At 72.0% G+C, this 26,583-nt stretch carries 26 protein-coding genes; 12 read left to right on the top strand and 14 right to left on the bottom strand.

Annotated elements, in window-relative coordinates; genetic code table 11:
• The first annotated feature begins 403 nt into the window (after positions 1-403).
• Both Nocox_RS13060 and Nocox_RS13055 read left to right on the top strand, forming a co-directional pair.
• Complete coding sequence (locus tag Nocox_RS13060; RefSeq protein WP_219495500.1) at positions 404-1,258, top strand: HARBI1 family protein; 855 nt, start codon at positions 404-406, stop codon at positions 1,256-1,258.
• Between the two features lie 34 nt (positions 1,259-1,292).
• Positions 1,293-1,877 (top strand): hypothetical protein, encoded by a 585-nt coding sequence (locus Nocox_RS13055; protein ID WP_020546171.1) that lies wholly within the window; start codon positions 1,293-1,295, stop codon positions 1,875-1,877.
• A 340-nt stretch (positions 1,878-2,217) separates the two neighbouring features.
• Here the strand turns inward: Nocox_RS13055 and Nocox_RS13050 are convergent, their stop codons facing one another.
• The 5 genes from Nocox_RS13050 to Nocox_RS13030 form a co-directional block, all read right to left on the bottom strand.
• On the bottom strand, positions 2,218-3,819 hold the full coding sequence (locus tag Nocox_RS13050; protein ID WP_157383356.1) for a site-specific integrase: 1,602 nt from the start codon (positions 3,817-3,819) through the stop codon (positions 2,218-2,220).
• 116 nt (positions 3,820-3,935) lie between these two features.
• Positions 3,936-4,277 (bottom strand): helix-turn-helix domain-containing protein, encoded by a 342-nt coding sequence (locus tag Nocox_RS13045; protein WP_020546169.1) that lies wholly within the window; start codon positions 4,275-4,277, stop codon positions 3,936-3,938.
• Positions 4,274-4,486 carry a tyrosine-type recombinase/integrase gene (locus Nocox_RS44140; RefSeq protein ID WP_425517793.1) on the bottom strand — a complete coding sequence of 71 codons (213 nt, stop codon included), beginning with the start codon at positions 4,484-4,486 and terminating at the stop codon, positions 4,274-4,276. Before Nocox_RS44140 ends, Nocox_RS13045 begins: the two co-directional genes overlap by 4 nt.
• A gap of 17 nt (positions 4,487-4,503) precedes the next feature.
• Positions 4,504-5,436: a site-specific integrase gene (locus Nocox_RS13035; protein WP_211212786.1), complete on the bottom strand. Its 933-nt coding sequence runs from the start codon at positions 5,434-5,436 to the stop codon at positions 4,504-4,506.
• Positions 5,408-6,826: a DUF262 domain-containing protein gene (locus tag Nocox_RS13030; protein ID WP_020546168.1), complete on the bottom strand. Its 1,419-nt coding sequence runs from the start codon at positions 6,824-6,826 to the stop codon at positions 5,408-5,410. Before Nocox_RS13030 ends, Nocox_RS13035 begins: the two co-directional genes overlap by 29 nt.
• Before the next feature lie 175 nt (positions 6,827-7,001).
• On the opposite strand from Nocox_RS13030, the gene Nocox_RS13025 reads away from it, so the two are divergent.
• From Nocox_RS13025 to Nocox_RS13010, 4 genes are read left to right on the top strand one after another with little or no spacing between them, the layout of a single operon-like run.
• Complete coding sequence (locus Nocox_RS13025; RefSeq protein ID WP_020546167.1) at positions 7,002-8,114, top strand: acyl-CoA dehydrogenase family protein; 1,113 nt, start codon at positions 7,002-7,004, stop codon at positions 8,112-8,114.
• Entirely contained in the window at positions 8,111-9,217 is a 1,107-nt protein-coding gene (locus Nocox_RS13020) for an acyl-CoA dehydrogenase family protein (protein ID WP_020546166.1), read from the top strand. Before Nocox_RS13025 ends, Nocox_RS13020 begins: the two co-directional genes overlap by 4 nt.
• Entirely contained in the window at positions 9,214-10,038 is an 825-nt protein-coding gene (locus Nocox_RS13015) for an SDR family NAD(P)-dependent oxidoreductase (protein ID WP_020546165.1), read from the top strand. Before Nocox_RS13020 ends, Nocox_RS13015 begins: the two co-directional genes overlap by 4 nt.
• A complete protein-coding gene (locus Nocox_RS13010; RefSeq protein ID WP_020546164.1) occupies positions 10,038-10,850 on the top strand; it encodes a FadR/GntR family transcriptional regulator in 813 nt (270 codons plus the stop codon). The genes Nocox_RS13015 and Nocox_RS13010 overlap by 1 nt, the downstream gene beginning before the upstream one ends.
• 56 nt (positions 10,851-10,906) lie before the next feature.
• On the opposite strand, the gene Nocox_RS13005 is transcribed toward Nocox_RS13010, so the two are convergent.
• From Nocox_RS13005 to Nocox_RS12980, 6 genes are read right to left on the bottom strand one after another with little or no spacing between them, the layout of a single operon-like run.
• Positions 10,907-11,860, bottom strand: a complete 954-nt coding sequence (locus Nocox_RS13005) for an acyl-CoA dehydrogenase family protein (protein ID WP_020546163.1) — start codon at positions 11,858-11,860, stop codon at positions 10,907-10,909.
• Positions 11,850-12,998, bottom strand: a complete 1,149-nt coding sequence (locus Nocox_RS13000) for an acyl-CoA dehydrogenase family protein (protein ID WP_026214950.1) — start codon at positions 12,996-12,998, stop codon at positions 11,850-11,852. Before Nocox_RS13000 ends, Nocox_RS13005 begins: the two co-directional genes overlap by 11 nt.
• Positions 12,999-13,015: 17 nt before the next feature.
• On the bottom strand, positions 13,016-14,227 hold the full coding sequence (locus tag Nocox_RS12995) for an ABC transporter substrate-binding protein (protein ID WP_211212785.1): 1,212 nt from the start codon (positions 14,225-14,227) through the stop codon (positions 13,016-13,018).
• A gap of 44 nt (positions 14,228-14,271) precedes the next feature.
• Positions 14,272-14,967 (bottom strand): ABC transporter ATP-binding protein, encoded by a 696-nt coding sequence (locus Nocox_RS12990; RefSeq protein ID WP_020546160.1) that lies wholly within the window; start codon positions 14,965-14,967, stop codon positions 14,272-14,274.
• A complete protein-coding gene (locus Nocox_RS12985; protein ID WP_020546159.1) occupies positions 14,964-16,775 on the bottom strand; it encodes a branched-chain amino acid ABC transporter ATP-binding protein/permease in 1,812 nt (603 codons plus the stop codon). Before Nocox_RS12985 ends, Nocox_RS12990 begins: the two co-directional genes overlap by 4 nt.
• Positions 16,775-17,653, bottom strand: a complete 879-nt coding sequence (locus Nocox_RS12980; protein ID WP_020546158.1) for a branched-chain amino acid ABC transporter permease — start codon at positions 17,651-17,653, stop codon at positions 16,775-16,777. The genes Nocox_RS12985 and Nocox_RS12980 overlap by 1 nt, the downstream gene beginning before the upstream one ends.
• A 115-nt stretch (positions 17,654-17,768) precedes the next feature.
• Here Nocox_RS12980 and Nocox_RS12975 point away from each other — a divergent pair, with 115 nt between their 5' ends.
• The 3 genes from Nocox_RS12975 to Nocox_RS12965 are packed head-to-tail and all read left to right on the top strand — an operon-like array spanning position 17,769 to position 20,845.
• Positions 17,769-18,578 carry an enoyl-CoA hydratase/isomerase family protein gene (locus Nocox_RS12975; RefSeq protein ID WP_020546157.1) on the top strand — a complete coding sequence of 270 codons (810 nt, stop codon included), beginning with the start codon at positions 17,769-17,771 and terminating at the stop codon, positions 18,576-18,578.
• Positions 18,563-20,197 carry a class I adenylate-forming enzyme family protein gene (locus Nocox_RS12970; protein ID WP_020546156.1) on the top strand — a complete coding sequence of 545 codons (1,635 nt, stop codon included), beginning with the start codon at positions 18,563-18,565 and terminating at the stop codon, positions 20,195-20,197. The genes Nocox_RS12975 and Nocox_RS12970 overlap by 16 nt, the downstream gene beginning before the upstream one ends.
• 24 nt (positions 20,198-20,221) lie before the next feature.
• Positions 20,222-20,845 carry an SDR family NAD(P)-dependent oxidoreductase gene (locus Nocox_RS12965; RefSeq protein ID WP_020546155.1) on the top strand — a complete coding sequence of 208 codons (624 nt, stop codon included), beginning with the start codon at positions 20,222-20,224 and terminating at the stop codon, positions 20,843-20,845.
• A 47-nt stretch (positions 20,846-20,892) separates the two neighbouring features.
• Here the strand turns inward: Nocox_RS12965 and Nocox_RS12960 are convergent, their stop codons facing one another.
• Complete coding sequence (locus tag Nocox_RS12960) at positions 20,893-22,005, bottom strand: CaiB/BaiF CoA transferase family protein (RefSeq protein ID WP_020546154.1); 1,113 nt, start codon at positions 22,003-22,005, stop codon at positions 20,893-20,895.
• On the bottom strand, positions 22,002-23,384 hold the full coding sequence (locus Nocox_RS12955) for an enoyl-CoA hydratase-related protein (protein ID WP_246649782.1): 1,383 nt from the start codon (positions 23,382-23,384) through the stop codon (positions 22,002-22,004). The genes Nocox_RS12960 and Nocox_RS12955 overlap by 4 nt, the downstream gene beginning before the upstream one ends.
• An 86-nt stretch (positions 23,385-23,470) precedes the next feature.
• Between Nocox_RS12955 and Nocox_RS12950 the strand changes: the two genes are divergently transcribed.
• Positions 23,471-24,652 (top strand): acyl-CoA dehydrogenase family protein, encoded by a 1,182-nt coding sequence (locus tag Nocox_RS12950; RefSeq protein ID WP_033410601.1) that lies wholly within the window; start codon positions 23,471-23,473, stop codon positions 24,650-24,652.
• Positions 24,652-25,404, top strand: a complete 753-nt coding sequence (locus tag Nocox_RS12945; RefSeq protein ID WP_020546151.1) for an SDR family NAD(P)-dependent oxidoreductase — start codon at positions 24,652-24,654, stop codon at positions 25,402-25,404. Before Nocox_RS12950 ends, Nocox_RS12945 begins: the two co-directional genes overlap by 1 nt.
• Before the next feature lie 10 nt (positions 25,405-25,414).
• Here Nocox_RS12945 and Nocox_RS12940 read toward each other — a convergent pair whose 3' ends face one another.
• A complete protein-coding gene (locus Nocox_RS12940; RefSeq protein ID WP_020546150.1) occupies positions 25,415-26,011 on the bottom strand; it encodes a TetR/AcrR family transcriptional regulator in 597 nt (198 codons plus the stop codon).
• Positions 26,012-26,094: 83 nt separating this feature from the next.
• On the opposite strand from Nocox_RS12940, the gene Nocox_RS12935 reads away from it, so the two are divergent.
• Complete coding sequence (locus Nocox_RS12935) at positions 26,095-26,502, top strand: VOC family protein (protein ID WP_020546149.1); 408 nt, start codon at positions 26,095-26,097, stop codon at positions 26,500-26,502.
• The last annotated feature ends 81 nt before the right edge of the window (positions 26,503-26,583 follow it).

Genomic DNA, 26,583 nt, shown 5'->3' with positions numbered 1-26,583 from the left:
GACCCTCGCGGTGTGGGGCCTGTCCACTCTGGCCGGAAGCGCGCGGGTTCGTAGATTCCTGGATGAGAATTGTTCGGAACCTGTCCGCTGGTCAGCTGTAAGGAGTTTCTGCAGGGCGGGTTCGATTCCTATCTGGGTACTGGTGGAGCCGCCTGTTCGGCTGTCGCACATTCCGTTGCTGAGGTTCGGGAGTCAGAGAGATTTGGATGGGCACGGCTGAGGCCGTTGTTGTAGAGCATCAAGCCAGGCCGTGCGCCGGATGTCAGTGAGCCGTTGTCGGTAACGAACAGTTGCTGTGCGTGATCTCCTTGGACCCGGCAAGCCAACCTAGTGATCAGCAAGCGTAAAGCCCCTGGTAGAAGTGGTCTTGACTAGAGATCAACTTCAGAACCAGAGGCTTCACGTGCCCACTAGTGTCACATACACCGCGACCCTCGACGTACGTCGCGAGACTGTGCTGTTCCTGGCCGCCCTGCTGCACACTGAACGCCGCCGTCGCGGCACCCGCAAAGGACGCCGGGCGCTGGGCTGCTTCGCCCAGGCAGTCTTGATCCTTCGCTGGTTCCTCGACAACACCCGGATCAAGCAACTGGCCACCGACCACCACATCAGCCGCAAGACCGCCTACCGCTACCTGCACGAAGGCATCGACGTCCTGGCAGCCCACGCCCCCGGCCTGCGGCAGGTGCTCGACAGCGCAGCCGACACGGGCCTGACTCACGTCAACCTCGACGGCATCGTCATCGCCACCGACCGCGTCGCCACGCCCGGCCCGAACGGCGCCGACCTGTGGTGGTCGGGCAAACACAAGCACCACGGCGGCAACATCCAGGTGATCTCCGCCCCGGACGGCTGGCCGTTGTGGGTCTCCGACGTACGCCCCGGCCGCGAACATGACATGACCTGCGCCCGCACCCACGGCATCATCGCCACCCTGGCCACCGCGCGGGACACGGTGCCGGCCCTGGCCGACCTGGGATATGAAGGCGCCGCCGACGTCATCCGGGTGCCGGTGAAGAAGAAGCGCGGCCAGGCCATACTCAGCGACGACCAGCACACCTACAACAAGCTGCTGCGGGGCCTGCGCGGCGTCGGCGAACGCGCGAACGCCCTGCTCACCGTCACCTTCAAGGCTCTGCGCCGAGTCAGCCTCGACCCCTGGCGCATCGGGCAGATCGTCCGAGCCGCACTCGTGCTACTGCACCGCGAGCACGATTGGACCATATCGGCATCACACAACGCGATCTTCGGTTACTGAGAACGACTCAGTGCCGTGTGGTACCCATGCGTGCATGACGGATACGACGTACGACGAATGGCTGGCAATCATCGATGAGCTCGCCGAAAGGCTTGACCCTCGGGCACGGTTGGCCTGCCTGTATGGCCTGATTGCTCCCTTGCTCAACCGCGTCGAGCGCGAGGACGAGGAGCTGAGCGATGACCCCGCCCTGTCGACCCCGGACGCGGTGCGTGGCCTGCGCAAGGCCGCCGCAGGAGAGCAGGTCGACGTCGACGCCGTGTACGAGCAGTTAACCGAGGTGGGTCTGTGCTATTCCGAGGACCAGGACCCGGATCGGCACCTCGTGTCCCAATCAGCCTACGCGGCGGCGGCCTGGCTGCAACTGCTGGCGGGGCGGAAGCTGCGTGCCACGGCATACCTCGAGGGCGACGATGAGGATCCGGTCCCGCCGTTTGCCCCGTCGGCATTCACGCGGATCGTCGACCTTCTGGCCTGGACCCGGTCGGACCAAGTCTATTTCCACTGGGAGGACGCCATCGCCTATCCCGAGGACTGCGATCTTCCGGCCGCGATACGCGAGCTTCGGGCGATGCACGTGGAGATCAGCGGCTTCGGCAGGGAGCGGTACTCGATGTGACTTGTCTTCACCGGCCGAGTGATCCTGGCGTGGGCCGTGACGTATTACTTCGTCACCGTGCCGGACGCGGAGTCCGTCGACATCCGGGGAGCTCGCGGCGTTGCCACGACGTGGCCGTTGACCGTCCACATCTTAAGTCTTCTGGATAAGTGCTGGTCACAGCCACTCGTTGATGGCCGCTACGAGGACGGTCGTCTTGTAGCGGACCGCGAGCTTGTCATACAAAGGTGGCCACGGAGTGGTGCCCTTTGAGGCGGTTGATCCCGCATTCGACCGCGTGCCGGGCTTTGTAACCTCCTGGGTCGAACTTCGGCGGTTGGGGAGTGCGGATGTGCTCGCGTCAGCGGACGGGCGGAACCGACGCGGGTTCGGCATGAGCGGCGTGAACATAGCGCATCGCCGTGCCGGCCGACACGCCTAAGACGCGCATGAGGTGAAGGGGATCGGTGGTGACCTTGGCTTCGTACAGCAGGCGGTCTGCGCGGATCCGGCGGGCGCTGATACCGGCCCGGCGGAAGATCGAGATGACGCTGCCCATGCTGATGGAAGCGTCATCATGGCGGTAGGCGGCCGCCGCGGTGATGAGCAGATGCGGGTTGGTACTGGTGGGCCAGCGCCGTTGCCGGTCCTGCAGCCACGCGGTGAGCAGGGTCTGGGTGAACGCATCGAGATGCACGGTGTGCCGCCTGCGCTTGCCACGGCGCACGCTGAGGGTGGCGTTGGCGGTGTCGACGTCGCGTAGCAGGATCGCCGGCAGATCCTTGGTGTGCAGGGCGTGGATGGCGACGAGCGCGACGATGAGCCGCTCGATCGGGGCATGGACTCGGTTGATGAGGCCGCCGACCTGGTCGTCGGGAAGCGGGAGCGGCAGCGTGGGGATGGCGGGCAGGACGATGGCGCGGGTCGGGTCCCGGAAGATGACGCGTTCCTGTTTGAGGGTGGAGAAGATGCTGCGCAACCCGGTTCGAGCACCTTGCGCCGGAGTGCCTGTCAGCTTGTCGAGCGCGGCTTTGATGTGCTCAGGGGTGATTTCGCGCAGGCTGGTGTGCTGGGTGCTCCATTGCAGCAGGATGGGCTGTACGGCGCGGAGGTAGTTGCCGATGACCTCCCAGGACCGGGGGTGTCGCCGGCGGCGGCCGTGTCCGCGCATGGCGGTTACCCAGCGGTCGAGTTCTTCGGCGAAGGAGGCAGGCAACCGGTGGATGCGGCTTGTCACCCAGCGTTGTTCGGCGATGGTGCTGCGATCGTCGGCTGGGATGACAAGCCCGCGCCGCTCCAGCAAGAACACGACCCGGGTGGCGCTGGTGTGGTTGACCAGGCCGGGCAGGGAGCGGATGTCCTCCTCCGGAATGGGGGCTTGGGCACCGATCCAGCCGAGCAGGATGCGCAGGGTACGTAGGACCTGGGCGACGGTCCAGGTGTTCCAGCCAAGCTTCGCTGCTTCACGACGTATATCGGCGAGCACCGCCTCGGCGTCCGCCGTCAGCGACGGCAGGATGGTGTCGGCTCTGGCCACGTAAGCGTAGGCGGCTTCAGCAGCACGCGGATAGCCGGCTGGGACGCGGTCGGCGATCCGAGCGGCAAGGCGGAGGGTGAGCGTGCGCTGGCTCGTCAACAACAGTTGCTGCCCCGACGGCAACGGCGGACAGATCGCTGGATCGTCTCTGGGCAAGGCGGCGAGTTCGGCGCACACCCACGCTGGATTGCGGGGCGGCAGTGTACGCGGGGCCGCGGGCGTGCGGTCCAGCGGTCGCGCGTTCGGCAACCGGACCTGCGGAAGCAGCAGAAACAGCGGCGTCGAGCGGTGCGGCCGGGGGTCGGCCAGCCACGTCTTGTCGGCGGTGCGTATGGTCACCAGGCACAAGCGGCACAGCTGGTTGCGGTTGAGGTGGGCGTTGTGGCTGCATCGCAGACACACGCCTCGGCTCGGGTTCTTGTTCACCCACTCGCTGCACGGTGGGCAGGCGTGCCGGTCGACCAGCACGCCCCAGGCGAGGCACGTGGGGCAGGTGCCGAGTCCGCGCGGGTAAGGCCGGGGTCATGGAGATCGCGTCCTGTTCAGTTCGGCGGCAGCGAGCGGCGACCGGTGGCGCGCACCCGGCGAGGGGTCGGCCGCAGAGCTCCGTCGGGGTTGTCGTCGCCGACCGCCTTGGGCGCTTGCTGCTCGCTCGTGCCGGCACCGGTCAGGGGTTCGGCCTCCAGCAGGTCGGCGACGGTGCAGTTCAAGGCCGCCCAGATCTTGTCGAGCTCGTCCAGCCGCAGGCTGATCGGCTTCTTGCTCCATAACTGAGCCACCTTGCTCAGCGAGGGCTCGAAGCCGACTTCCTTGAAGGTCGCGAGCAACTCGCTGGGCCGCCAGATGTCTCGCTGGGCGGCGGCCCAGCGCAGGTTCCACTTCATCGTAGGTTCCCTTGGTCAACGCGCAGCCGCTGCACGGCCCGGCCGGACGCGGCCAGGCTCGCCCGCTCTGGATCGGCGTGCGCGGCCGACAGATAATGGACGGTGGTGGTCGGTCGTTCGTGACCGAGGAGCTTCTGGACCTCCCACAAGCCCATGCCGCGCTCGTAGTTGTGGGTCGCACAGGCATGCCGCAGCAGATGCGGATACAGCTCGGTGACCGGGCCAGTTAGGAATTGCGTACCCGCCTGACGCAGAGCGCGCCGAAAGTCGATGGCGTCACTGCCAGACCGCCCGTGGCCACGTTCAAGGCCGAGAGCGCCCGGGGGATCCGCTCGGACGGGAACAGCGGCGCCGCCGGGTCGTCCGGATCGTCGGCGAACTCACCGCGAACCTCCTCCACATACCACCACAGCAGCTCACGGCCCTCCTCGAACAGGTAGGCCAGCCGCTGGCGGGGGCCCGACCTGCGGGCGCCCTTACCGTGCACGAGGAAACGACCCCACCGGCCGGACTCCCAATGCACCTCACACAGCTTCACCCCGCACAACTCGGCCGCCCGCACCCCGGAAATGTAGGCGATCTTGCCCATCACGTAATCACGGCGAGCCACCACCGCCTTGCGCGCGAGCTCCAGGGAATCGCGCCAGCGGGCGAAGAACTCCCGCATCGCCCGCTGCGACGGCGGCACTCTCAGCCCGAAATCACCCCGGTGCACCGGCCGGTTGAAGTCATCGACGGGTGACTCCACCGCCACCCCGAAGCGCCGGAAGATCTCCCCGGCATACCGCTGTTCCAGGAATGCGAAATAGTGGTCAAGCCGCGTCAGCTTGCCACGTAATGTCGAACTCGCCCTCTTGCCTGGGCCGGCAAGGTATCGGTCCAGCATGCGCGGTGTCAGCCGCCAGGCCACCATGTCGTAGTGATCGCAGACCTCAAGCACCGGCTGAACCAGCTGATCGAGAGTGCTCGGTGCGAGGCCGGCCGCGTCTCGCGCCCATTGATACTCCGCGATGGTGTCTGCGAAGAAGTCCCGTTCCTCTGCCTCGCTCGCTCCCACCGAGTTCCGGCGCCCCAGCGTGACCACCTCGGCCAGGTCATCGTCAGCAACCAGGCGCGACCGCGGGAGAACATCAGACTTCGTTGAACGCACCAGCCTCAACGGAGGAGTATCGGAATCGTTCACAAACTCGGAGATTACAATTGCTGCCCAGCGACTCCTCGATGCGCCGCAGGATGAGCTTCTGCTGCACCGTACGCCCTTGCCAGTAGAAGGCGCGGCTGCGGATCTCCTCCCGCAGCTGCGCGTCCGAAGGCCAGTAGAGCCTGGCCGGCGACAGCGCGGTGCGTACCGCTTGCGGCACATCCTCCTCGGCGACCAGCTGGACGGCGAGCCGTTGGAAGATCCGGTTAAGGTTGCCCGTCGTCACCCCCGCGATCAGGCGGCGCACGAGGAAGCTCTCGACGTACGTCAGCGCCTCGCCCACCTCCTCATCGCCGATGTGGTCGTCCTCCCGCAGTTCGAGCAGGCGCATCACCAGCGGGTAGGCCGTGGACGCCTGCCACTCCTTGAGGAAGCGCAGCCGTCCGGCGAACGGCAGATCCTCGGAGGGGAACAGGATCTGCCTGAGATGCCGCGCGCGACGGTGCAGGTCCCGGACGTACGCCTCGACCTGGCGCTCATCCCCGGACAGCGTCAGAAGCAGCTGCTGATGGCCCCGGTAGACGGCGTTGTACTGGGCCTCGCCGCCCTCCCGCAGGACCAGCACCAGGTACATCAGTTGTTCCATGGCCTTGGCGTCCAGCTGGTCCTGGATCGGCTTCCAGTACGCGTCGTGGACGTGCTGGCCGCGGGTGGGCAGGCACATGAAGACGTAGTTGCGGATGAGGTCAACCTGGCTGAGCCGCATGCCCGTGTTGTTGATCGACTCGAAGATGCGGAACGCGTTGTCGTCCTTCTCCACCAGGATCTGCACGAGATTGAGCCGGTCCAGCAGCACCGACTCCACGCGCGCGATGTCGTGCGGGTCCGCCGGGTCGTCGAACTCCTTCAGCATGCTGCGGAAGAACTGGTAGGCATTGCCGATCAGGCTGTCGGACCTGCCGTCCGACGTGCCGTCCACGCACGCCTTGAACGCGGCTCGGTCGCCCTGCGTGGGCAGGAGCCGGTAGCGCAGTTCGCCCTGCTGGAATTTGTTGATCAGGTGTAGCTCGTTGATCCGCTCGCGAGCGCTGGGCTCCTCGGCGACCAGGTGGTCCCTGATGGCGCAGAGGGCGAGCATCAGGGTGGTGAGACGCTGCTGGCCGTCCACGATGATCCACTGGGAGCGGCTCGGCGCCAGCTCCGGGCCGGGCGCGAGGACGACCGACCCCATGAAGTGGCTGGGGGCGTCCTGCCGTTGCTCGGCCAGCACGTCGACCTGGGCGGTGATGTCCGTCCACAGCTGCGTGAGCTGGGGGCGCTCCCAGGTGTACTGGCGCTGGTAGAGGGGGACCAGTAACTGCTGGTCGCCCTGGATGAGCTTGCGGAGGGTGGTTTCGTTGGCTTTCATGCCGTCCCGTTCCCGACGTAAGCAAGCAGTGCCCTTTCAGGCACATTAAGTTACGACGGCTGATGGGTAGCCGCAAGGTCCGTTTAACATCTAAATCATATGCAGGTAAAGGCAAAAATCCGGTACGATCTGTCTTGACGGCGATCCCACTCCAGCGAGGAGAAACCGGACAGAGATGACGGACTGGCAGCTTCTAGCACCGGACGAGGACAGCCTCGCCCTCGCCGACACCGCCCGCGCCCAGTTCCGATCGCTGCACGGCCCCGCGGTCATGCGGGCCGGGCTCGACGGCGAGGTGCCCGGCGGGTGGGAGGCGGTCGCGGACGGCGGGTACGCCGACATCGGGATGCCCGAGGAGGTCGGCGGGGTCGGCCGGATGATCGACCTGGTGGTCATGCTCGAAGAAGCCGGGCGCGCGCTGCTGACCGCTCCCCTGCTGGCCTCGGCGCTGGCGTTCCGTACGCAGGTCGCGGCAGGGGTGCACCGGGAGGACTTCCGGCGGGCGCCCGCCGGCTTCGGGATCGCCGAAGGAATCGTCGACGGGGACGGCCGGTGCCGGGTCGGGCGGGTGCACGTCCTGGGCGGCCACGGCGCCGCCGCGTTCACCCTGGTCGTGAAGGGCCCGGACCGGGGGTGGGTCGTCGTGGTCGACGCGGGGGCCGAGGGGGTCGAGCCCGTGGGGCAGGCGACCCTGATCGATCCGTCCCGGCCGCTTCCGGCGTACCGGCTCGGCAGCGAGTGGGAAGAAGGGGGCGAGGGCAGCGCGGTCGGCGGGCCGGGCGCAGGGGGCGTGGCGGGCGTCGCCTGTGTCGAGTGCCGGGAGGTGCCGCTCGGTGAGCTGGAGCGGGTGCTCGCGGGAGCGCGCGTCTGCGTCGCCGCCGACCTGTTGGGGATCGCGGCCGGCGCTCTGGACGGGGCCGTCGAGCATGTGCTCCAGCGCAGGCAGTTCGGCCAGGTCATCGGCGCGTTCCAGGGGGTGAAGCACCAGGTCGCGGACGCTTACACGGCGGTCGAGCGGGCCCGCAGTCTCGTCTACGGCGCGGCTCTGAGCCTCGGTGAGGAGGCTGACGTGGCCGTCCGGGACTGTCTGCTGGCCAATGCGGTCGCGGCCGAGACCGCGGTCCGCGTGGCGTCGCTGTTCACGCAGCTCATGGGGGCCATGGGGGTCACGTTCGAAGCGGACTGCCACCTGTTCCTGCGGCGGGCCCATCAGACGGCCTGCCTGCTGGGAGAGCCGGACGCCCTCTATCTGGCGGCGGCGCGGATCGAAAGGCGGATCTCCCGATGACGGACGTGACCTCCGAGTTCGAGGCGTTCCTCGACGACTTCCTGCCCGCCGACTACGCCGAGAACTACCGGCGCTACCGGCGCGACGTGAAGCTCAGGACCGAGTACCAGGCCGCCGCGTTCGACGCGGGCTGGCTGATCCCCGAATGGGACCGCGGTGAGGGCGGGCGCGGTCTCAGCGTGCCCGACGCGCTGGCCGTGAAGCTCGCGGGCGCGCGCCGCCGGGTGCCGCGGCTGATGAACATCCAGGGCGCCGGGGTCGCGGCGCCGGCCGTCCGGTCGTTCGGGACAGCCGCCCAGCGGGAGCGGCTGCTGCGGCCGGCCGCGCGCGGGGACGAGTGGTGGGCGCTCGGCATGTCGGAGCCGGGCGCCGGGTCGGACCTCGCCGCGCTGCGCACGACGGCGACGCTCGCCGACGGGGTGTTCACCGTCAACGGCCAGAAGGTGTGGACGACGCAGGCGGACGAGGCGCGCTGGTGCGCGCTGTACGTCCGGACCGATCCTGAGGCCAGGCCGCACCGCGGCATCTCCTGTCTGATCCTCGACCTGCGCAGCCCCGGGGTGGAGGTCCGGCCGATCCGCACGGCGGGGCCGGCGGTGGAGTCGTTCTGCGAGGTCTTCCTCGACGACGTGAAGGTGCCCGAGGAGGCGCTGCTGGGCCCGCTGCACGGCGGCTGGGGCGTGGCCATGTCCAGCCTCGAACACGAGCGGGACATGATCTGGATCAACACCTGGCTGGAGACCACCCGCGCGCTGGAGCCCACGCTGACGGCTCCGGAGCTGTCGGAGCACCAGCTCGTCCGGCTGGGCCGGTCGCTGGCGGACGCCGAGGGGGTGCGGCTGACCGGGCTGCGGACCGCCGCGCAGCGGTGGGCGGGCCTGCCGTCCCCGGCCTCGTCGATTCTCAAGCTGCTCGGCTCGGAGTCGGTGCAGCGCGCGGCCCTGCTGTCGCTGGAGACGGCCGGGGCGCGGGCGTTCGACGATCCCGCGCTCTTCGACGAGCGTCTTGAGTCGCTGGCCGCCACCATCTACGGCGGCACGTCGGAAATCCAGCGCAACATCATCGCGGAGCGTACGCTCGGACTACCGAAAGGCACGTCATGACAGACACCCACCCCCTGCTGGGCAGGACCGCCGTCGTGTCCGGAGCCGGGCGCGGACTGGGCCGGGCGATCTCGGTCGCGCTGGCCGGCGCGGGCGCCGTGGTGTGCGGCGTCTCCCGCAACGCGGAGGAGCTGGAGAGCCTGGCGGCGGAGATCAAGGCGGCGGGCGGCCAGGCGTACGCCTTCCCGGCCGACATCCGCGGTTCCGCCGATCTGGACCGGCTGCGTGACGCGGTGCTGGCCGAGGTCGGCGGCGTCGACATCCTGGTGAACAACGCCGGCAACCTGGTGAAGCGGCCGGTCGTCCCGCTGCCCGTGGACGAGGCGTCCGGGGAGAAGGTGGGGCAGCCGGGGTCGGGGCCGGCGAGCGTCGCCATGTCCGACGAGGAGTGGGACTCGGTGCTGGACACGCACGTCCGCGGTTCGCTCCACCTCGTGAGATCATTTGTTCCTGGCATGCTGGAGCGGAGGCGTGGCCGGGTGATCAACATCGCGTCGAGCAGCGTCGCCCGGTCGGCCAGCCTGACGGTGAGCTACCAGGTCGCCAAGGGCGCGATCACCCAGCTCACCCGGGCGCTCGCGAAGGAGTGGGCGGCGTTCGGCGTGACCGTCAACACCATCGCCCCGGGGCATTTCCGCACCAGCATGACGCAGGCCCTGCACGACAGTCCCGAAGGTCAGGCCTGGCTGAAGGAGCGCATCCCGATGCGGCGCACCGGCGATCCCAGAGAGCTGGGGGCGCTGGCCGTGCATCTGTCGGGGGACCTCGCCTCGTTCATCACCGGCCAGACCATCTTCATCGACGGCGGTGAAACACTCTGATGACCGAGTCCGAGATCCCACCACGCCCCCGCCGCATGCCGTTGCGGACACCGCGGGTGGCCGAGGCCCTGGCGGCGCAGCTCAGGCTGCGCATCCTGGAAGGTGATCTCGCCGACGGCGCGGAGCTGCCCACGGAGCCGGTGCTGCTCCAGGAGTACCCGGTCAGCCGGCCGAGTCTGCGTGAGGCGTTCCGCATCCTGGAGACGGAGGGGCTGGTGGTGGTCCGCCGCGGCAAGCGCGGCGGCACCGTCATCAAGGCTCCGGCTCCCGGGTCCGCCGCGTACCACATGGGGCTGCTGCTGCACGCGCGCGGCACCCCGATGCGGGACCTGGCGGCGGCCCGCAACCTGCTGGAGCCGTTGTGCGCGGAGCACGCGGCCCGCCGCGACGACCACGCGGACGTCGCCGTACGGCTCCGGCAGCTCAACGACGAGGCCGCGCAGGTCGTGGAGGACGGGCCGGCGTTCACCGGCGCGTCGGTCAGGTTCCACGAGGGGCTGGTGGACGCGGCGGGCAACGAGACGCTCCGGGTGGTCGTCGGGATGCTGGAGAGCGTCTGGAGCGTGCAGGAGCGGGGGTGGGCCCGCCGGGCGTCCGACGAGGCGAGCTACCCGGCGGTGGACCGGCGGCACGCGGTGCTGCGGGCGCACGGCGCCATCGAGAAGGCCATCGGGGCGGGGGACGCGGCGCTGGCCGGCAAGCTCATGCGGGCGCATCTGGAGGCGTCGCAACTGTACGTGGCCTCGGACGACGCCCCGCCGGTCCAGGTGCTGGACGAGTACGGCAACCCGCGCATGGACGGCCGCGACTGAGACCGAGGAGCACGAAAGGCCGGCCAGGATCTGGCCGGCCTTTCGTCGTTGCCGCGCTACCGCCAGGCGGCCACCGGGAAGACGCCGTCGAACCCCTCCGCCGCGACGGCTCGCGCCAGCAGCCCGGTCGAGGCGATCCGCCCGGCCGGCCGGTGCAGCACGCTCTGCAGGTGGCGGTCGATCACGGTGAGGTCGTGCTCCTCGCACAGGCCCATGGCGCCCATCACCTGGTGGCCGCCGGCCAGGACGGTGTTCGCCGCCTCGATCAGCTGCACCCGCAGCGCCAGCAGGTCGGCCGAGCGCGCCTCGCCCCGGTGGACCAGCCACCAGGCGTGCAGCGCCAGCTCCTCCAGCCCGTCGAGCGCGAGGGAGATGTCCGCGACGCGCCACCGGATCTCGCCGAACTTGCCGATCGGCTTGCCGAACTGCTGCCGCTCCCTGGCGTGCGTGACCGCCAGCTCGACGGCGGTGGCGAGCGCGCCGGCGGCCCAGAAGGCGTCGAGCAGCAGCCGCATCGCCGTGACCCGCGCCGCGTCCACGCCCGGCGTCTCGGCGCCGAGGACGACGTCGGACGCGAACGGGTCCAGCGGCGCCGGGTGCGGCGCGCCGGCCGTGACCCGGCGGGCGACGCCCCGGTCCAGGTCGACGGCGACGGCGTCGCGCAGCAGGTCCGCGTGGTCGAGCCGGGCGGTGTCCCCCGAGGTGAGGTGGACGCCGCCGACGTCGCCGCGCAGGTCCGCGGGCACGGCCAGCTCGTGCGCGAGCGGCCAGGGCAGCACGACGGCGCCCGCCGCCCGGACGGCCAGCATGACGGCGGCCGACTCGTCCTCCTCGCCCCACGGGTCGAGGCCGCGCAGGTCGAGCCGGTCAAGGGCGGGTGCGACGATCACCTCGCGCCGGGTCCGGTCCGCCTCGGCGGCGCGCGCGAGGTCCACCCCGCCGAGCGCGTCGAAGGCCCTGGTCACGCTCTCCCGGTAGGCGACGGCCGCCTGCGGCCAGTCACGACGCACGCCGGTCCCCCTCGATGGACGAGCGGGCGACGAGCATGCGCTGCACCTCGATGGTGCCGGACGCGATGGTCGCGGAACGGGCGTACCGGAACACGTCCTCGACGTGGCCGAGCAGGCCGGCCGACGGGTCGGGGACGAGGGCGTCGGCGCCGGAGACGTCGAGAGCCAGCTGAGCCACCTCCTGGTCGAGTTGGATGGAGGCCAGCCGCGCGATGGACGCCTCCCGGTCGGTGAGCCGGCCGGCGTCGTTGAGCGCGACGGCGCGGTAGTTGAGCAGCCTGGCCACCCGGGCGTGCACCAGGGCGCGCGCGTACTCGTGCAGCGCGGCGGGATCGTCCAGCGACGGGTGGCCGGCCAGCGCGGCGAGCACCCGCTCGTCGCGGGCGTACCGGGAGATGCCGATCCGCTCGTGCTTCATCACCCGCCGGATGACGTCCCAGCCGCGGCCGACCTCGCCGAGCACGGCGCCGGGCCCGACCCGTACGTCGTCGAAGAACACCTCGTTGAGGTGCTGTTCCCCCATGATCGAGTCGATCGGGACGACCCGGATGCCGGGCGCGTCCATCGGCACCAGGAAGATGGTGATGCCGTCGTGCTTGGCCGCCCCCCTGCCGCTGCGGGCGGCGAGGAAGCACCACTGGGCGAGCCCCGCGTACGAGGTCCAGATCTTCTGGCCGTTCAGCACCCACTCGCCGTCATGGAGCTCGGCGCTGAGCTGCAGCGAGGCGAGGTCGGAGCCCGCGCCGGGTTCGCTGAACCCCTGGCACCACACGGCGGTGCCGGAGGAGATGGCCGGCAGGTGGAGGGCCTTCTGCTCGGGCGTGCCGACCTCCATGATCACCGGCCCGACCCAGTTCAGGCCCATGTACTGCGGTCCGCGGGGCTCGAAGTGCGCCCACATCTCCTCCCGCAGGACGGCCTGCTGCCAGATGTCGGTGCCGGCGCCCCCGTACTCCTCGGGCCAGCTGAGCGTGAGGAGCTGCTCCTCGGCGAGCCGCTCGACGACCCTGCTCACCACGGACTGGACCGCCGGGTCCGGCGAGAACGACGTCGTCCAGTCGTCGGGGAGGAGCTCCGCCAGCAGGGCCCGCAGGCGGACGCGCAACGCGTCCGCCCGCGCTCCCAGCCGGAGATCCACTGAGGTCTCCTCGGGCATTACTCCCCCGCACTCACGGCGGCTTCGACACACTTGCCGTCCGGGCACGGCTGAGCGGGTACGAAGACGCCGAGCTGGTCGGCATCGATGCCGATGCGCTTGTCAGGACCGAACGTGTACGTGCCGTTGGCGCCCTTGAAGGTCCCCCCGGAGACGAGCGCCTTCTTGATCGCGTCGGGCTCGGTGGACTTGGCCTGCTGGGACGCCTGGGTCACCAGCAGCGCCCAGTCGAAGGAGACCGCGCCCACCGAGTCGAGGGCGTTGAACTCGGTCTTGCCCTTGGCCTTGAGGTAGAGCTTGACGAAGTCGGCCGTGATGGAGGCGTCGCCGGTCGAGGACGACAGGAACGTCCTGGCGATGGGCCCGGCGGCGAGGGTCTTCTTCATCCCCTCGGGGATGAGCTCGGTGGTCGCCGGGTCGCCGATGCCGAGCACCGCGGACATCTGCGGGTTCCAGCCGATCTTGTTCAGGCTGGACATGGTGGCGACCAGCGGGGCGCCGTACGCCCAGACGATGAGCGACTCGGCGCCCGCGTCCTTGAGCTTGGTGAGCTGCGCGGTCACGTCCGACGCGGTGTTCGGGAAGCTCTCGTGCACGATCTTGACGTCGGGGAACTGGCTCTGCGCGATGGCGAGCGTGTCCTTGGTCTGCGAGGTGCCGAAGGCTGAGGAGTCGTCGAGCACGGCGACCGTCTTGCCGGCCGAGGCCGCGTACGACAGCAGCGGCGTGATCGAGGTCTCGCCGGAGGTGCCGGCGCCGGTGCTGAAGGCGTACTTGTAGCGCTTGGAGTCGCCGACGTCGGCGGCGATCGAGCCGATGCCGCCGGCGGTGTCGCCGGGCACCTTCACCTGGTTGAGCACGTCCTGCACGGGCGGGAACGCCTCGGTGGTGAAGTAGAGGGCTGACACGCCGTCCTGGGCGAGGGCCCGGGTGGCGGCGACGGCCGCGGTCGGCTCGCCCTTGGTGTCGCGCTGCTCGATCACGATCTTCGTACCGGGGTTGTGCTGCTCGACGTACTCGGCGCCGGCCTTGAGCCCGGCCAGCGAGTTCTGGCCGCTCGGGGAGAGCGGGCCGGTGAGCGCCCCGACGAAACCGATCTTGATGGTGGTACCTTCGGCCTGGTCGCCGGAGGCTCCGCCGTCGCCGCACGCGGCGAGCGCGAGCAGCGCCACGCACACCATGGCTGTGCCCGTTGTGGCACGTGTCCTCATGGGGGTGTCCTTCCTGGGGGGTTTTCGCGGGGAGTGGGGGTGGGTCAGGAGAGGTAGGCGGCCTGGAGCAGGCCGGGCAGCTCGGGGTCGGTGCCGCTCACCCGGTGCGCGACGTGCCCGTGCCGCAGCACGACGACGTCCGCCTCCAGCTTCTGGGCGACCTCGACCCGCTGCTCGACGAGCAGGACGGCGAACCCGGCGTCGCGCAGGTCGGCGAGGATCTCGATGGTCCGGCCGACGAGCTTGGGCGACAGGCCGTTCGTGGGCTCGTCCAGCATGATGACGCGGGGTCCGCCGGCGACCGCGCGGGCGATGGCGAGCATCTGCTGCTGGCCGCCGGACAGGCCGCCCGCGAGGCGCCGCTCCATCGGGCGCAGCTCGGGCAGCAGGTCGAGCGGGTCGACCTCGGGCTTTCCTGCCGCGCGGGCGGCGGCGACCCTGAGGTTCTCGGCCACCGACAGGCTCTTGAACACGTGCCGGCCCTCCAGCACGTGGCCGAGCCCGGCCCTGGCCCGCCGGCTCGCCGGGACGTTGTCGAGGCGCACGTCGTCCAGCCAGACGCCACCGGTGGCCGGCTCCAGCCCGCCGATGCCGCGCAGCGTGGAGGTCTTCCCGGCCCCGTTGGCGCCCAGCAGGGCCAGGCAGGTGCCGGGCTCGACGGTGAGGGACAGGTCCTCGACGGCGGTGACGCCGCCGTACCGGACGCTCAGCGCGTCCACCTTGAGCCGGCCGCCGTTCACGCGACCCCCATGTACGCGGCGCGGACGCTGTCCACGTCGTGCAGGTCCCCGGGCGCGCCCTCCCACAGCACCTTGCCGAGGTCGAGGACGACGACCCGGTCGACCAGGCGGCTGATCATGTCCAGATGGTGTTCGACGATCACGACGGCGACTCCCGCTGCGGCGACGTCACTGACGACGCGCTCGAATCCTTCGATCTCCGCGGCCGACAGCCCGGCCGCGGGCTCGTCCAGGAGGAGGACCTCCGGACAGGTGCCGAGAGCCATGGCGGCCTCCAGGAAGCGGAGCTGGCCGTGGCTCATCTCCCGGCTCTCGCGGGTGCCGGCGTCCGGGTCGTGCGGGTCGAGGCCGCCGAGCTCCAGCAGGGTGAGCGCGCCGCGCCGGCAGGCGTCCCGCATCGCCTGGTCGCGTTCCCCGTGGACGGCCGGGAGCGCCAGGTGCTCCTCGATGCTCATGCCGGGGAACGTCTTCGGGGTCTGGAACGTCCGTGACACGCCGCGCCTGGCGACGCCGGCGGCGCCCAGGCCGCCGAGGTCGGCCCCGTGCAGGGTGATCCGGCCGGCGGTCGGCGGGTAGTGCCCCGACACGACGTTGAGCAGCGTCGTCTTGCCCGACCCGTTGGGCCCGATGAGGCCGACGATCTCGCCGCGCCGCAGCTCCATCGACACGCCGGCGAGCGCGTCCACGCCGCCGAAGCTGCGCCGCAGGTCGGTGACCTCCAGGATCGGCTCGCCCGGCGCGCGTGCGGGCACCTCCACCTCCGGGGTGGCGGCCAGGTCGCGCAGCGCCTCGGGGGCGGGCGCCGCGGTGCGGCTGAACAGGCCGCGCGGCCGGAGCCGCATGAGCACGATGAGCAGCGCGCCGTACAGCAGGTTGTTCAGGTGCGGGTACTCGTCGAGGCGCAGCGGGATCAGCACGAGCAGCACCGCGCCGACGACCGGGCCGAGCCTGGAGCCGCTGCCGCCGAGCACCACCATGACCAGGAACAGGATGGACAGGTGGGAGGAGAAGGCGTCCGGCGAGATGTAGGCGGACAGGTAGGAGAACAGTCCTCCGCTGAGCGCGCCCAGCCCGGACCCGGCGGCGAAGGCGACGACCTTGGTGAGGTAGCCGGAGACGCCGAGCGCGGACGCGCCGATCGGCTCGTCGCGGACCGCGACGGTGGCCCGGCCCAGGCGGGACGTCCGGTAGCGGGCGTGCAGCCAGTAGCTGACGCTCGCCACGACGACGATCACGATCGCCACGACCCACGGGGTGGAGACCGCCTCGCCGCCGAACCAGAGCCGGGCGTCGATCCCGGCCAGCCCGTTGTTGCCGCCGGTCACCGACTGGAACTGGATGAGCATGTCGTTGACGACGAGCATCAGGCCGAGCGACATCATGGCCAGGCCGATCGCGCCCAGCCGGCCGGCCGGGAACCCGGCCAGCGCCCCGGCGGCGAGACCGCCCAGCGCGGCGACCGGCAGCGCCGCCCAGATCGGCCAGCCGTGCGAGACCACCAGGACGGCGGTGACGTAGGCGCCGATGGCGAACGACGCGCCCTGTCCCAGGGACAGCGCGCCGGCGTAGCCGGTGGTGATGTTGAGTCCGAGCGTGGCGACCGCGTACAGGCACACCAGCTGCAGGACGTAGCCGTTGTAGGACAGCGGGCCCCACAGGGCCAGCAGCGCCGTCGCGACGACCAGCAGCGCCGCGCCGTGCGCGGCGGGCCTGGCGAGCACGCGCCGGACGGGCGCGGGGGTGGCGTCGCGGCCGCGGGCCGCCGCGGCGCGCAGGGCGCGGGACAGGTCGGAGAGCCGGTACGACATCACACCGCCCGGACCGGAGCCGCGCCGAACAGGCCGTGCGGGCGCACCAGGTAGACGACGACGAGCAGCAGGAACACCGTCAGGTTCACCGTGAGGCTGCCGACGTGGACCCCGGCGAACTGGCTGACCACGCCGATGACCAGGCCGCCGACGACGGCGCCGCCGACGCTGCCCATGCCGCCGATCGCGGTCGCCACGAAGCCGTAGAAGGTGTACGACATCCCCAGCGACGGGGTGACGAGCTGGGTGGAGGCCACCAGCACCCCGGTCACCGCGGCGACCAGCGCGGACAGCACCATGGCGATCTGCGAGGCGCGGGCCCGGGAGATGCCGATCGCCTCCGCGCCGTCGACGTCGTCGGCGATCGCGCGCAGCTCCAGCCCGATCCTGGTGCGCCGGTAGAACACGACGAGCAGCCCGGCCACGACGAACAGCGCGGCGACCGCGGCCAGCTCGGCGGGCGACACCGCGAGGCCGGCCAGGTCGAAGCGGTGCTTGCTGACGCCGTACGTGAAGTTGCGGGACTCCCCGCTGTAGGGGACGGCCAGCAGCTCGGCCAGGATCACGCTGACCGCGAGGGTGGACAGCAGCCAGGAGGCTGACTGGCCCGACTGCACGAAGGGCCGGACCGCGGTCCACTCGACGGTGAGCGCCACGACCACCATCACGGCGAGCGCGGCCACGTACGCGAGCCAGACCGGCAGGCCGGCGCCCACCGCCACTAGGACCGACATGGGCATGAGCATCACCATCTGCCCGTGGGCGAAGTTGATGACACCGGTCGTCGTGAACAGCGTGGCGAAGCCGACCGCGACCAATCCGTAGATCGCGCCGTCCGCCAGGCCCGGCACGAGCACCGTCTGGAGGAACTCATGCATGGGGGGACCCGATCCCGGCACGTGATGTGACGTCTCTCTTCACCATGGCGCGAAACGTATATATGATTTGGATGACAGTCAAGGAGGGCGTCCCGACGCCCGTGGGGAGGCGCCCATGTCGAGGAAGATCGGCGGAGCAGACCTGGAACGTCCGGACGGGGTGCTGCTCAGCACCGTCGTGGACGGGACGCTGGTCGTGACGCTCAACCGCCCGGAGTCCGCCAACGCCCTCGACGACGAGCTCATGGACGCGCTCGCGGACCTGTGGCGGGCCGCGGCCGGCGCGCCAGGGCTGCGCGCGGTGCTGCTCACCGGCGCGGGCCGGGCGTTCTGCGCCGGGGCCGACGTGTCCATGCTCTCGGTGCCGAGGGTCAAGGTGGGCGACACCGCGGCCGAGGAACTCGACTTCCTGCCCGGACCGCGCCTGGGCGTCCCGGTCATCGTCGCGGTGAACGGCGTCTGCGCCGGCGGCGGCCTGCACTTCGTGGCGGACGCCGACATCTGCATCGCCTCGACGGCGGCCCGCTTCCTGGACCCGCACGTCAGCGTCGGCCAGGTCTCCGCGCTCGAACCGCTGCACCTGCGGCTGCGGATGCGGCCGGACGTGCTGGCCCGCCTCGTCCTGCTCGGCCGGCACGAGTCGCTGCCGGCCGAGCGCGCCGAGCGCGCCGGTCTCGTCTCCGAGGTCGTCGAGCCGGACGCGCTCGCCGGCCGGGCGATGGAGCTGGCCGCGATGATCGGGCGCAACTCCCCCGAGGCGGTACGGCTCAGCCGCCGGGCGCTGCGCGCCTTCGAGGAACGGCTCATCGCCGCCGACATGGACCTCGGCTGGGAGCTGATCCGGCGGCACCGGCACCACCCGGACGCCGTCGAGGGCCCGGCCGCCTTCCTGGAGAAGCGCGAGCCGAAGTGGGCGACGTCGTGAGGGCGGCGGACTGGGCGCGCCGGCCGCGGGTGGTCGCCCCCGAGCTCACGGACGCCTGGCGCCGCCGGGGCTTCCGCACCGAGGAACGGATCGGCGACCTGCTGGACCACGGGGCGACACGCTGGCCGGACCGGCCGGCGATCATCACCGCGCGCGGCGAGACGAGCTTCGCCGAGCTGGCCGCCGCGTCCGCCGCGGTCGCGCGGACCCTGGTCGCCCGCGGGGTACGGCCGGGTGACGCCGTCTGCTGGCTGCTGCCGACCGGCCCCGACGCCGTCGCCGTCGCGGCGGCGATCTGGCGGATCGGGGCGATCAGCAGCCCGATCGTGCCGCTGTACGGCCCGCGCGAGATCCGCGCCGTGCTGGACCAGATCCGGCCGGCGGCCGTCGTCACGTACGCCGGCGACGCCCGCCGCGCCTACCCGGACGAGTTCGACGAGGCGCTGCGCGACGTCGGCCACGAGCCCGCCGCGCGGCTGCTCACCGCCGGCCGGTCGGCGGGCTGGCGGGCGGCCGGCGGGGAGGGCCCCGGCGCGCTGCCGTCCGGGATCGGGCCCGCCGCACCCGAGGACCCCTGCCTCGTGCTGTTCACCTCGGGCACCGAGTCCGAGCCCAAGGGCGTGGTGCACTCCGTGGCGGGCCTGCGGCACGAGCTGCGGACCACCGTCACGGAGTGGGGACTGACCTTCCGCGACCGCATGGTGATGGCCTCCCCCGTCACGCACATCACCGGCCTCCTCCAGGGCTTCATGATCCCCTGCCAAGTGGGGGCGACCGCGGTGCTGATGGAACGGTGGGACCCGGCCGCGTGCGCCGAGCTGGCCGACCGGACGGGCGCCACGTACATGGCCGGCGCCACGCCGTTCCTGCGTGAGCTGCTCGACGTGTACGCCGCCGAAGGGCGCGACCGGTCGCCGCTGCGCCAGTACTGCTGCGGCGGCGCGGCCGTGCCGCCGGACCTCATCAGGCGCGCCGGCGAGCTGGGCATCGCGGCGTACCGGGCCTGGGGCATGACCGAGCTGCCCACCGCGACGCTGCCCAACGAGCTGGACCCCCTGGAGTTCAGGGCGGAGACCGACGGCCGGCTCGCGCCGGGCGTGGAGCTGCGCGTCGTGGACTCCTCGGGCCGGGACGTCGCGCCGGGCGAGGCGGGCGAGCTGCTGCTGCGCGGGCCGGAGATGATGCTCGGTTACGTGCGCGAGGAGCTGAACGCGCACGCGTTCGCCCCCGGGGGCTGGTTCCGTACCGGGGACCTCGGCTCGCTGGCCGCCGACGGGCAGGTGCGGATCACCGGGCGGCTGAAGGACGTCATCAACCGCGGCGGCGAGAAGTTCTCGGCCAGGGAGATCGAGGAGGCGATCGTGCGGCACCCCGACGTGGCGGCCGTGGCGATCATCCCGGTGCCCGGCGGCCGGCTCGGTGAGCGGATCGGCGCGGCCGTCGTCTCCGACCGGGAGGACCTGACGCTGGAGGAGGTCGGCCGCGCGGTGACCGGCCAGGGGCTGGCCCGGCACAAGCAGCCGGAGCTGCTGCGGGTGGTCCGGTCGCTGCCGACCAACCCGACCGGAAAGATCAACAAGGCGGCGGTGGTCAAGCTGTTCGACCAGGGAACCGGCTGATGAGCGGCCCGCTGGACGGCCCTGATGGGTGACGGCCTGCTGGGCGGGCGCTGCGTCGTCGTGACGGGCGCCGGGCGGGAACTCGGCCGCGCCTACGCGCTGGCCTGCGCCGCCCACGGCGCGGCGGTCGTGGTCAACGAGGCCAGACTGCGGCGGATCACCGAGGTCAACGTGCTCGGGGTGCAGTTCGCCGCAGTGCACGCCATGCGGGCGATGGTCCGGCGGGGCGCCGGTGGGTCGATCGTCACGATCGTGTCCGGCGCCCGGTCCGGGATCCCCGGCATGAGCGCGTACGGCGCCACGAAAGGGGCGGTGGCCGCGATGACCGCCGGCTGGGCGCGGGACTGCGCGTCCGCCGGCATCCGGGTCAACGCCGTGTCGCCACTGGCCGAGACCGGCATGGCGGCGCTGGACACCCGGCCCGACCGGCCCGCGCTGGGCGCGCCCGGGGACGTGGCGCCGGTGGTGGTCGCGCTGCTCAGCGACGCCACGCGCGGTGTCACCGGCCGGATCGTCCGCTTCGACGGCGCCGAACTCGGCGTGTACGCGCCGGAAACCCTCACCCCGGTCCCCCGCCGCGCGGCAGGGGATCCGGCCGCGTCGATCGCGGAGGCCCTGACCCGGCTCGGCGATCCCGCCGCGGCCTGAACACCCCTGCCCGGATCGGCGGCCCGCCACGGCCTGAGCGCCGGGGGTCAGGCGGGCGGCCGGTCCCAGGCGCGCAGCACGGCCGCCGGGTCGGACGCCGTGCGCGGCACCGGGGCCACCGGGGCGGCCGGGGTGCGGGAGAACCTGGGGGCGGGGGCCGCCTGGACCACGCCGTCCGCCTCGGCGTACGTGCCGCGGGCCGCCAGGTGCGGGTGGGCGGGCGCCTCGGCGAAGCTGAGCACCGGGGTGACGCAGGCGTCGGTGCCGGCGAAGTGCGCGGCCCACTCGTCACGGGTGCGGGAGGCGAACGCGGCGCCGAACCGCTTGCGCATCGCCGGCCAGCCGGCCGGGTCGTTCTGCTCGCCCAGTTCGGCCGGGTCGAGGTCCAGCCCGGCCAGCAGCGCCGCGTAGAAGTGCGGCTCCAGCGCGCCCACCGCGACGAACCCGCCGTCGGCGCAGGCGTAGGTGTCGTAGAAGGGCGCGGCGCCGTCGAGCAGGTTGCCCTCGCGTTCGTCGCGCCAGGCGCCCATGCCGCGCAGGGCCAGGGTCATCTGGCTGAGCAGCGCGGTGCCGTCGACCATGGCGGCGTCGACCACCTGGCCGCGCCCGGAGCGGGAACGTTCGAACAGGGCGGCCAGCACGCCGACGAGCAGCAGCATGGACCCGCCGCCGAAGTCGCCGACCAGGTTGAGCGGCGGCGCCGGGGGCCGGTCGGCGCGGCCCATGGCGTGCAGCGCGCCGGTCAGTCCGATGTAGTTGATGTCGTGGCCGACCTGCTGGGCCCACGGCCCGTCCTGGCCCCACCCGGTCATCCTGGCGTAGACCAGGCCGGGGTTGAGCGCCAGGCAGGTGTCCGGGCCCACGCCGAGCCGTTCGGCCACGCCGGGGCGCAGGCCCTCGACGAGCACGTCCGCGCGTTCGGCGAGGCCGAGGACGACGGCGCGCCCGTCGCCGGACTTCAGGTCGGCGTGGATCAGGCGCCGGCCGCGCAGCACGGCGTCGGTCGTGCCGGGGGCGCCGAGCCGGAGTCCGCGGCCCGCCGGCCGTTCGATCCTGACCACGTCGGCGCCGAGGTCGGCGAGCACCATGGCCGCGTGCGGGGCCGGGCCGAGCCCGGCCAGTTCCACCACGCGCAGTCCCGCCAGGGGGCCGTCGTTCATCGGGTTCCGCCTCTCTGCTTCTCCTTGCCGTTCACGAACGCGTCGAGCCTCGCCCCGGCCGCGGCGGACGCGGCGGCCTCGGCGATCGTCGCGGCCTCGACGCCGAGCTGGTCGGCCAGGGACCGCGCCGGCGCGTCACGGAGCAGGCGCCGGGTCCTGCCGAGCGCCGGGAACGGCCCGGCCGCGATCCGCGCCGCGGCCTGCCTGGCCGCCTCGGCGAGCTCGTCGTCGGGGTGGACGTCGGTGACCAGCCCCCAGTCCGCGGCCTCCGCCGCCGTCAGGCGGCGGTCGGTCAGCGTCAGGGCGAGCGCCCTGCGCAGCCCCACCACCTGCGGCAGCAGCCAGGACGTGCCGCAGTCCGGGGTCAGCCCCACCTGGGCGTACGCGGTCAGGAACGTCGCCGACTCGCCCGCGAGCACCACGTCGGCCACCAGGGTGAGCGCGAGCCCCGCGCCCGCCGCCGCGCCCTGGACGGCGGCCACGACGGGGACCTCCAGCCCGGCGAGGGCCAGCACCGCGCGGTGCGCCGTCCTGGCCAGCTCCAGCACGTAGCCGGCGCGGTCGGCGGCGGCGTGCATCGCGGTGACGTCACCACCGGCGCAGAAGGTGCGGCCGCGGCCGAGCAGCAGCAGGCAGCGCACCCCCGGGTCGGCCGCCGCGGCCTCGACGGCGTCGCCGAGCGCCCGCGCCATGGGCAGGTCCAGCGCGTTGGAGGACTCCGGCCGGTCGAGCACGACGGTCGCCACCCCGTCGGCGACGGCGTAGCGCAGCCCCGTCCCGGTGACCGTCCGCTCCTGCGCCGGCGCGGCGGCGAGGCCGGCGAGGACCAGGTCGGCGAGGTGCCGGTAGGACCGCGCGGCGTCGAAGCCGGTGGCCGACTGGATGGCGCCGCGCTGGATGGAGTTCATGATCTCGGCCACCGCCGCCCCCACGAACGAGGCGTCGACCGAACGCAGCACCCCGGCCCTGACGCCCTCCGTCACCAGGCTCTGCACCCGCTCCGCGGCGTACCGGGTGTTCTCCTGGTAGACCTCGTTGGCCGGGCCGAAGGCGGCCACGTCCGCGAGGAACGCGGCCGAGGCGGGCTGCAGCTCGGCGGCGACGGCCTCCAGGTAGGCGGCGAGCTGCCCGGCCGGGTCGCCGGAGGCCGCGACCCTGGCCTCGATGCGCTCGGCCGCCGCCTTGAAGAACGAGCGCACGGCGGCCACGACGATCTGCTCCTTGCTGGGCGCCACCGCGTACAGGGTGGTCCGGGAGCAGCGCAGCCGCTCGGCGAGGTCGCCGATGTTGAACGACGCGAATCCCTCGGCCAGGAACAGCTCGCGGAGCTGCGCCAATGTCTCCTCGGGCCGGGTGCGGGTCCTGTCGGGCGGTGGCATGGCACCGACTCTACGGCACCCCCTGGCACGGAGTACAGTTTCTGATACTTTGGTACTTGATTCCGTACTCATCAGAGGAAGCTCCGATGCCCGCATCGCACGTCATGCCCAGCGAAGAGAGCGCCGACCTGCTCAGGGTCGTCCGGGACCTCGCCGACGGGGAGCTGGCCCCCCGCGTCGCGCGGGCCGAGGCGGACGAGGACTTCCCGCGCGAGGTGTTCCGCACCCTCGGCGCGATGGGAGTCCTCGGCCTGCCCTACGCCGAGGAGTACGGCGGCGGCGGCCAGCCCTACGACGTGTACCTGCGGGTGCTGGAGGAGGTCGCCCGGGTCTGGTCCAGCGTCGCCGTCGGCACCAGCGTGCACGTGCTGTCGTGCTTCCCGCTGATCGGCTTCGGCACCGAGGAGCAGCGGCGGGCCTGGCTGCCCGGCATGCTCGGCGGCGAACTGCTCGGCGCGTACTGCCTGAGCGAGCCGCACGCCGGCTCCGACCCCGCCGCCATGACCACCCGCGCCGTCCGCGACGGCGACGGCTACGTGCTCACCGGCGCGAAGGCGTGGACCACGCACGGCGGGCGCGCCGACTTCTACACCGTAATGGCGCGGACCTCCGACGACCGCACGGGCATCTCCTGCTTCCTCGTCCCGGCCGACGCCGAAGGGCTGAGCGCCGATCCGCCCGAGCACAAGATGGGCCTGACCGCCTCGCCGACCGCGACGATGCGGCTGGACGGCGTACGGGTGCCGGCCGAGCGCAGGATCGGCGCGGAGGGCGACGGCCTCGGCATCGCGCTGGCCGCCCTCGACTCCGGCCGGCTGGGCATCGCCGCCGTCGCCACCGGCCTGGCGCAGGGCGCGCTCGACCACGCCGTGACGTACGCGAAGGAGCGCTCGACGTTCGGCAGGCCGATCATCGAGCACCAGGGGCTCGCGTTCCTGCTGGCCGACATGGAGGCGGCCGTGCAGAGCGCCCGCGCGACGACGCTGCACGCCGCCCGGCTGAAGGACCTCGGCCTGCCGTACGGGCGGGAGGCGTCCATCGCCAAGCTCGTCGCCACCGACAACGCCATGAAGGTCACCACCGACGCCGTCCAGGTGCTGGGCGGCTACGGCTACACCCGCGACTTCCCGGTCGAGCGCTACATGCGCGAGGCGAAGGTCATGCAGATCTTCGAGGGCACCAACCAGATCCAGCGCATGGTCATCGGCCGCTCGCTCGCCAGGAACACCCCGCCCGTGATCACCGCCGCCGACAGGGAGAAGCACTGATGCAGGTCGCCCACAGCGCCGTCATCGTCACCGGCGGCGCCTCCGGGATCGGCGCCGCGACCGCCGAGCTGCTGGCCAAGGAGGACGCGGAGGTCTTCGTGCTCGACCTCCGGCGGCGCATCGACGCCGCGGACCGGGTGCGGGGGGTGGAGTACCTGCCCACCGACGTCACCAGCCCCGAGGAGGTGCGGGCCTCCGTCGCGACCGCCGCCGCCGGCCTGCCGCTGCGCGCGGTCGTCAACTGCGCGGGCATCGGCCCGTCCGCCCGGATCCTGGGCGGGGACGGCGTGCACGACCTGGACCTGTACGCGCGCGTCGTGCGGGTCAACCTCGTCGGGACCTTCACCGTGCTCGCCCTGGCCGCCGAGGCCATCGCCCGCACCGAGCCGGACGAGCACGGCCAGCGCGGCGTGATCGTCAACACCGCCTCGGTCGCCGCGTACGAGGGGCAGATCGGGCAGGCCGCGTACGCCTCGTCCACGGGCGGCATCGTCGGGCTGACCCTGCCCGCGGCGCGCGACCTCGCGCAGCACGGCATCCGGGTCAACACCATCGCCCCGGGCATCGTGGAGACGCCCGCGGAGCCGCGCGAGGGGCCTGCGGCCGGCGTCTCGTTCCCGCGGCGGCCGGCCCGCCCTGACGAGTACGCCCACCTGGCGCTGACGATCATCCACCACGACTACCTCAACGGCGAGGTCATCCGGATGGACGGCGCGCTCCGGGCCGCACCTCTCTCCGCCGAGGCTCGCTGAGACGACGTCCTCACCACGCGGGCGGGGCGGGCGAAGCACGCAGGGCGTCGAGGAGGCGGGACAGCGCGGCCTGGGTGTCGGCCAGGTCGGCCGGGGCGGACTGCGCCAGCCACAGCGCGGCCTCGTTCATCGCCCCCGACAGCAGCCGGGCCAGCGGCGCGACCGGCTGGGCGGGGAGGGTGCCGTCCGCGACGAGGGCGGTCAGGGCGTCGGTCAGGTGCCGGACGCTGGTGGCCTCGTCGATCGCGCGCCAGTCGTTCCAGCCGAGCACGGCGGGGCCGTCGATCAGCATGATCCGCTGCACCTCCGCGTCGGCGCCGGCCGCGACGAACGCGGCGCACCCCGCCTTGAGCTGCGCCCACGGGTCGTCCTCCGCCTCTGCGGCCTCGGCCACGCGCCCGGCCACCTCGCGTTGCACCTCTTCCAGCACGGCGCGGAAGAGGTCGGTCTTGCCGGTGAAGTGGTGGTAGAGGGCGCCTTTGGTGACGCCGGACTCCTGGACGAGCTCCGCCAGCCCCACTCCGGCGTAGCCGCGGGCCGCGAACAGGCGTCTCGCCGTGGCGAGCAGCGTGCGGCGGGTGCGCTCCTTCTGTTCGGTCCTGGTCATGGCGCCCCCTTTGACATACCGACGGTATCTCACATAGCGTACGCCGACATACCAGCGGTATGTGAAGTGACGAGGAGGAGCGCATGAAGCTGAACAGCGTGTATCCGGTGGTGTGCACGGCGGACCTGGCCGCGTCGAAGGACTTCTACGTCCGGTTGTTCGGTTATGAGGTGACCTTCGAGGCCGACTGGTACGTGAGCCTGCGCCGCGGGACGTACGAGCTCGCCCTGCTCGACCACGAGCACCCGACGCTGCCCGCGGCCTACCGCCGGCCGGTCGCGGGGCTGCTGCTCAACTTCGAGGTCGCCGACGTCGACGCCGAGTGGGAGCGCCTGGTCGTCCGCGAGGGCCTGACGCCGGAGCTGGAGCTGCGCGACGAGGACTTCGGCCAGCGCCACTTCATCGTCGCCGACCCGAACGGCGTGCTCGTCGACGTGATCACGCCGATCGCGCCGTCGGAGGAGTACGCCGCCCGGTACGCCCCCTCCTGAGGCGGCGCGACCGAGGACCTTCGCCCCTTTTCCTACCCCGCCATCAGGGGTGATGGTGGAGAGAGAGGACAAGGAGGTCCT

Source organism: Nonomuraea coxensis DSM 45129, assembly GCF_019397265.1.
GTDB lineage: Bacteria > Actinomycetota > Actinomycetes > Streptosporangiales > Streptosporangiaceae > Nonomuraea > Nonomuraea coxensis.
Note: the sequence above shows the minus strand (reverse complement) of the source record. Positions and strands in the feature narration are given on the sequence as shown.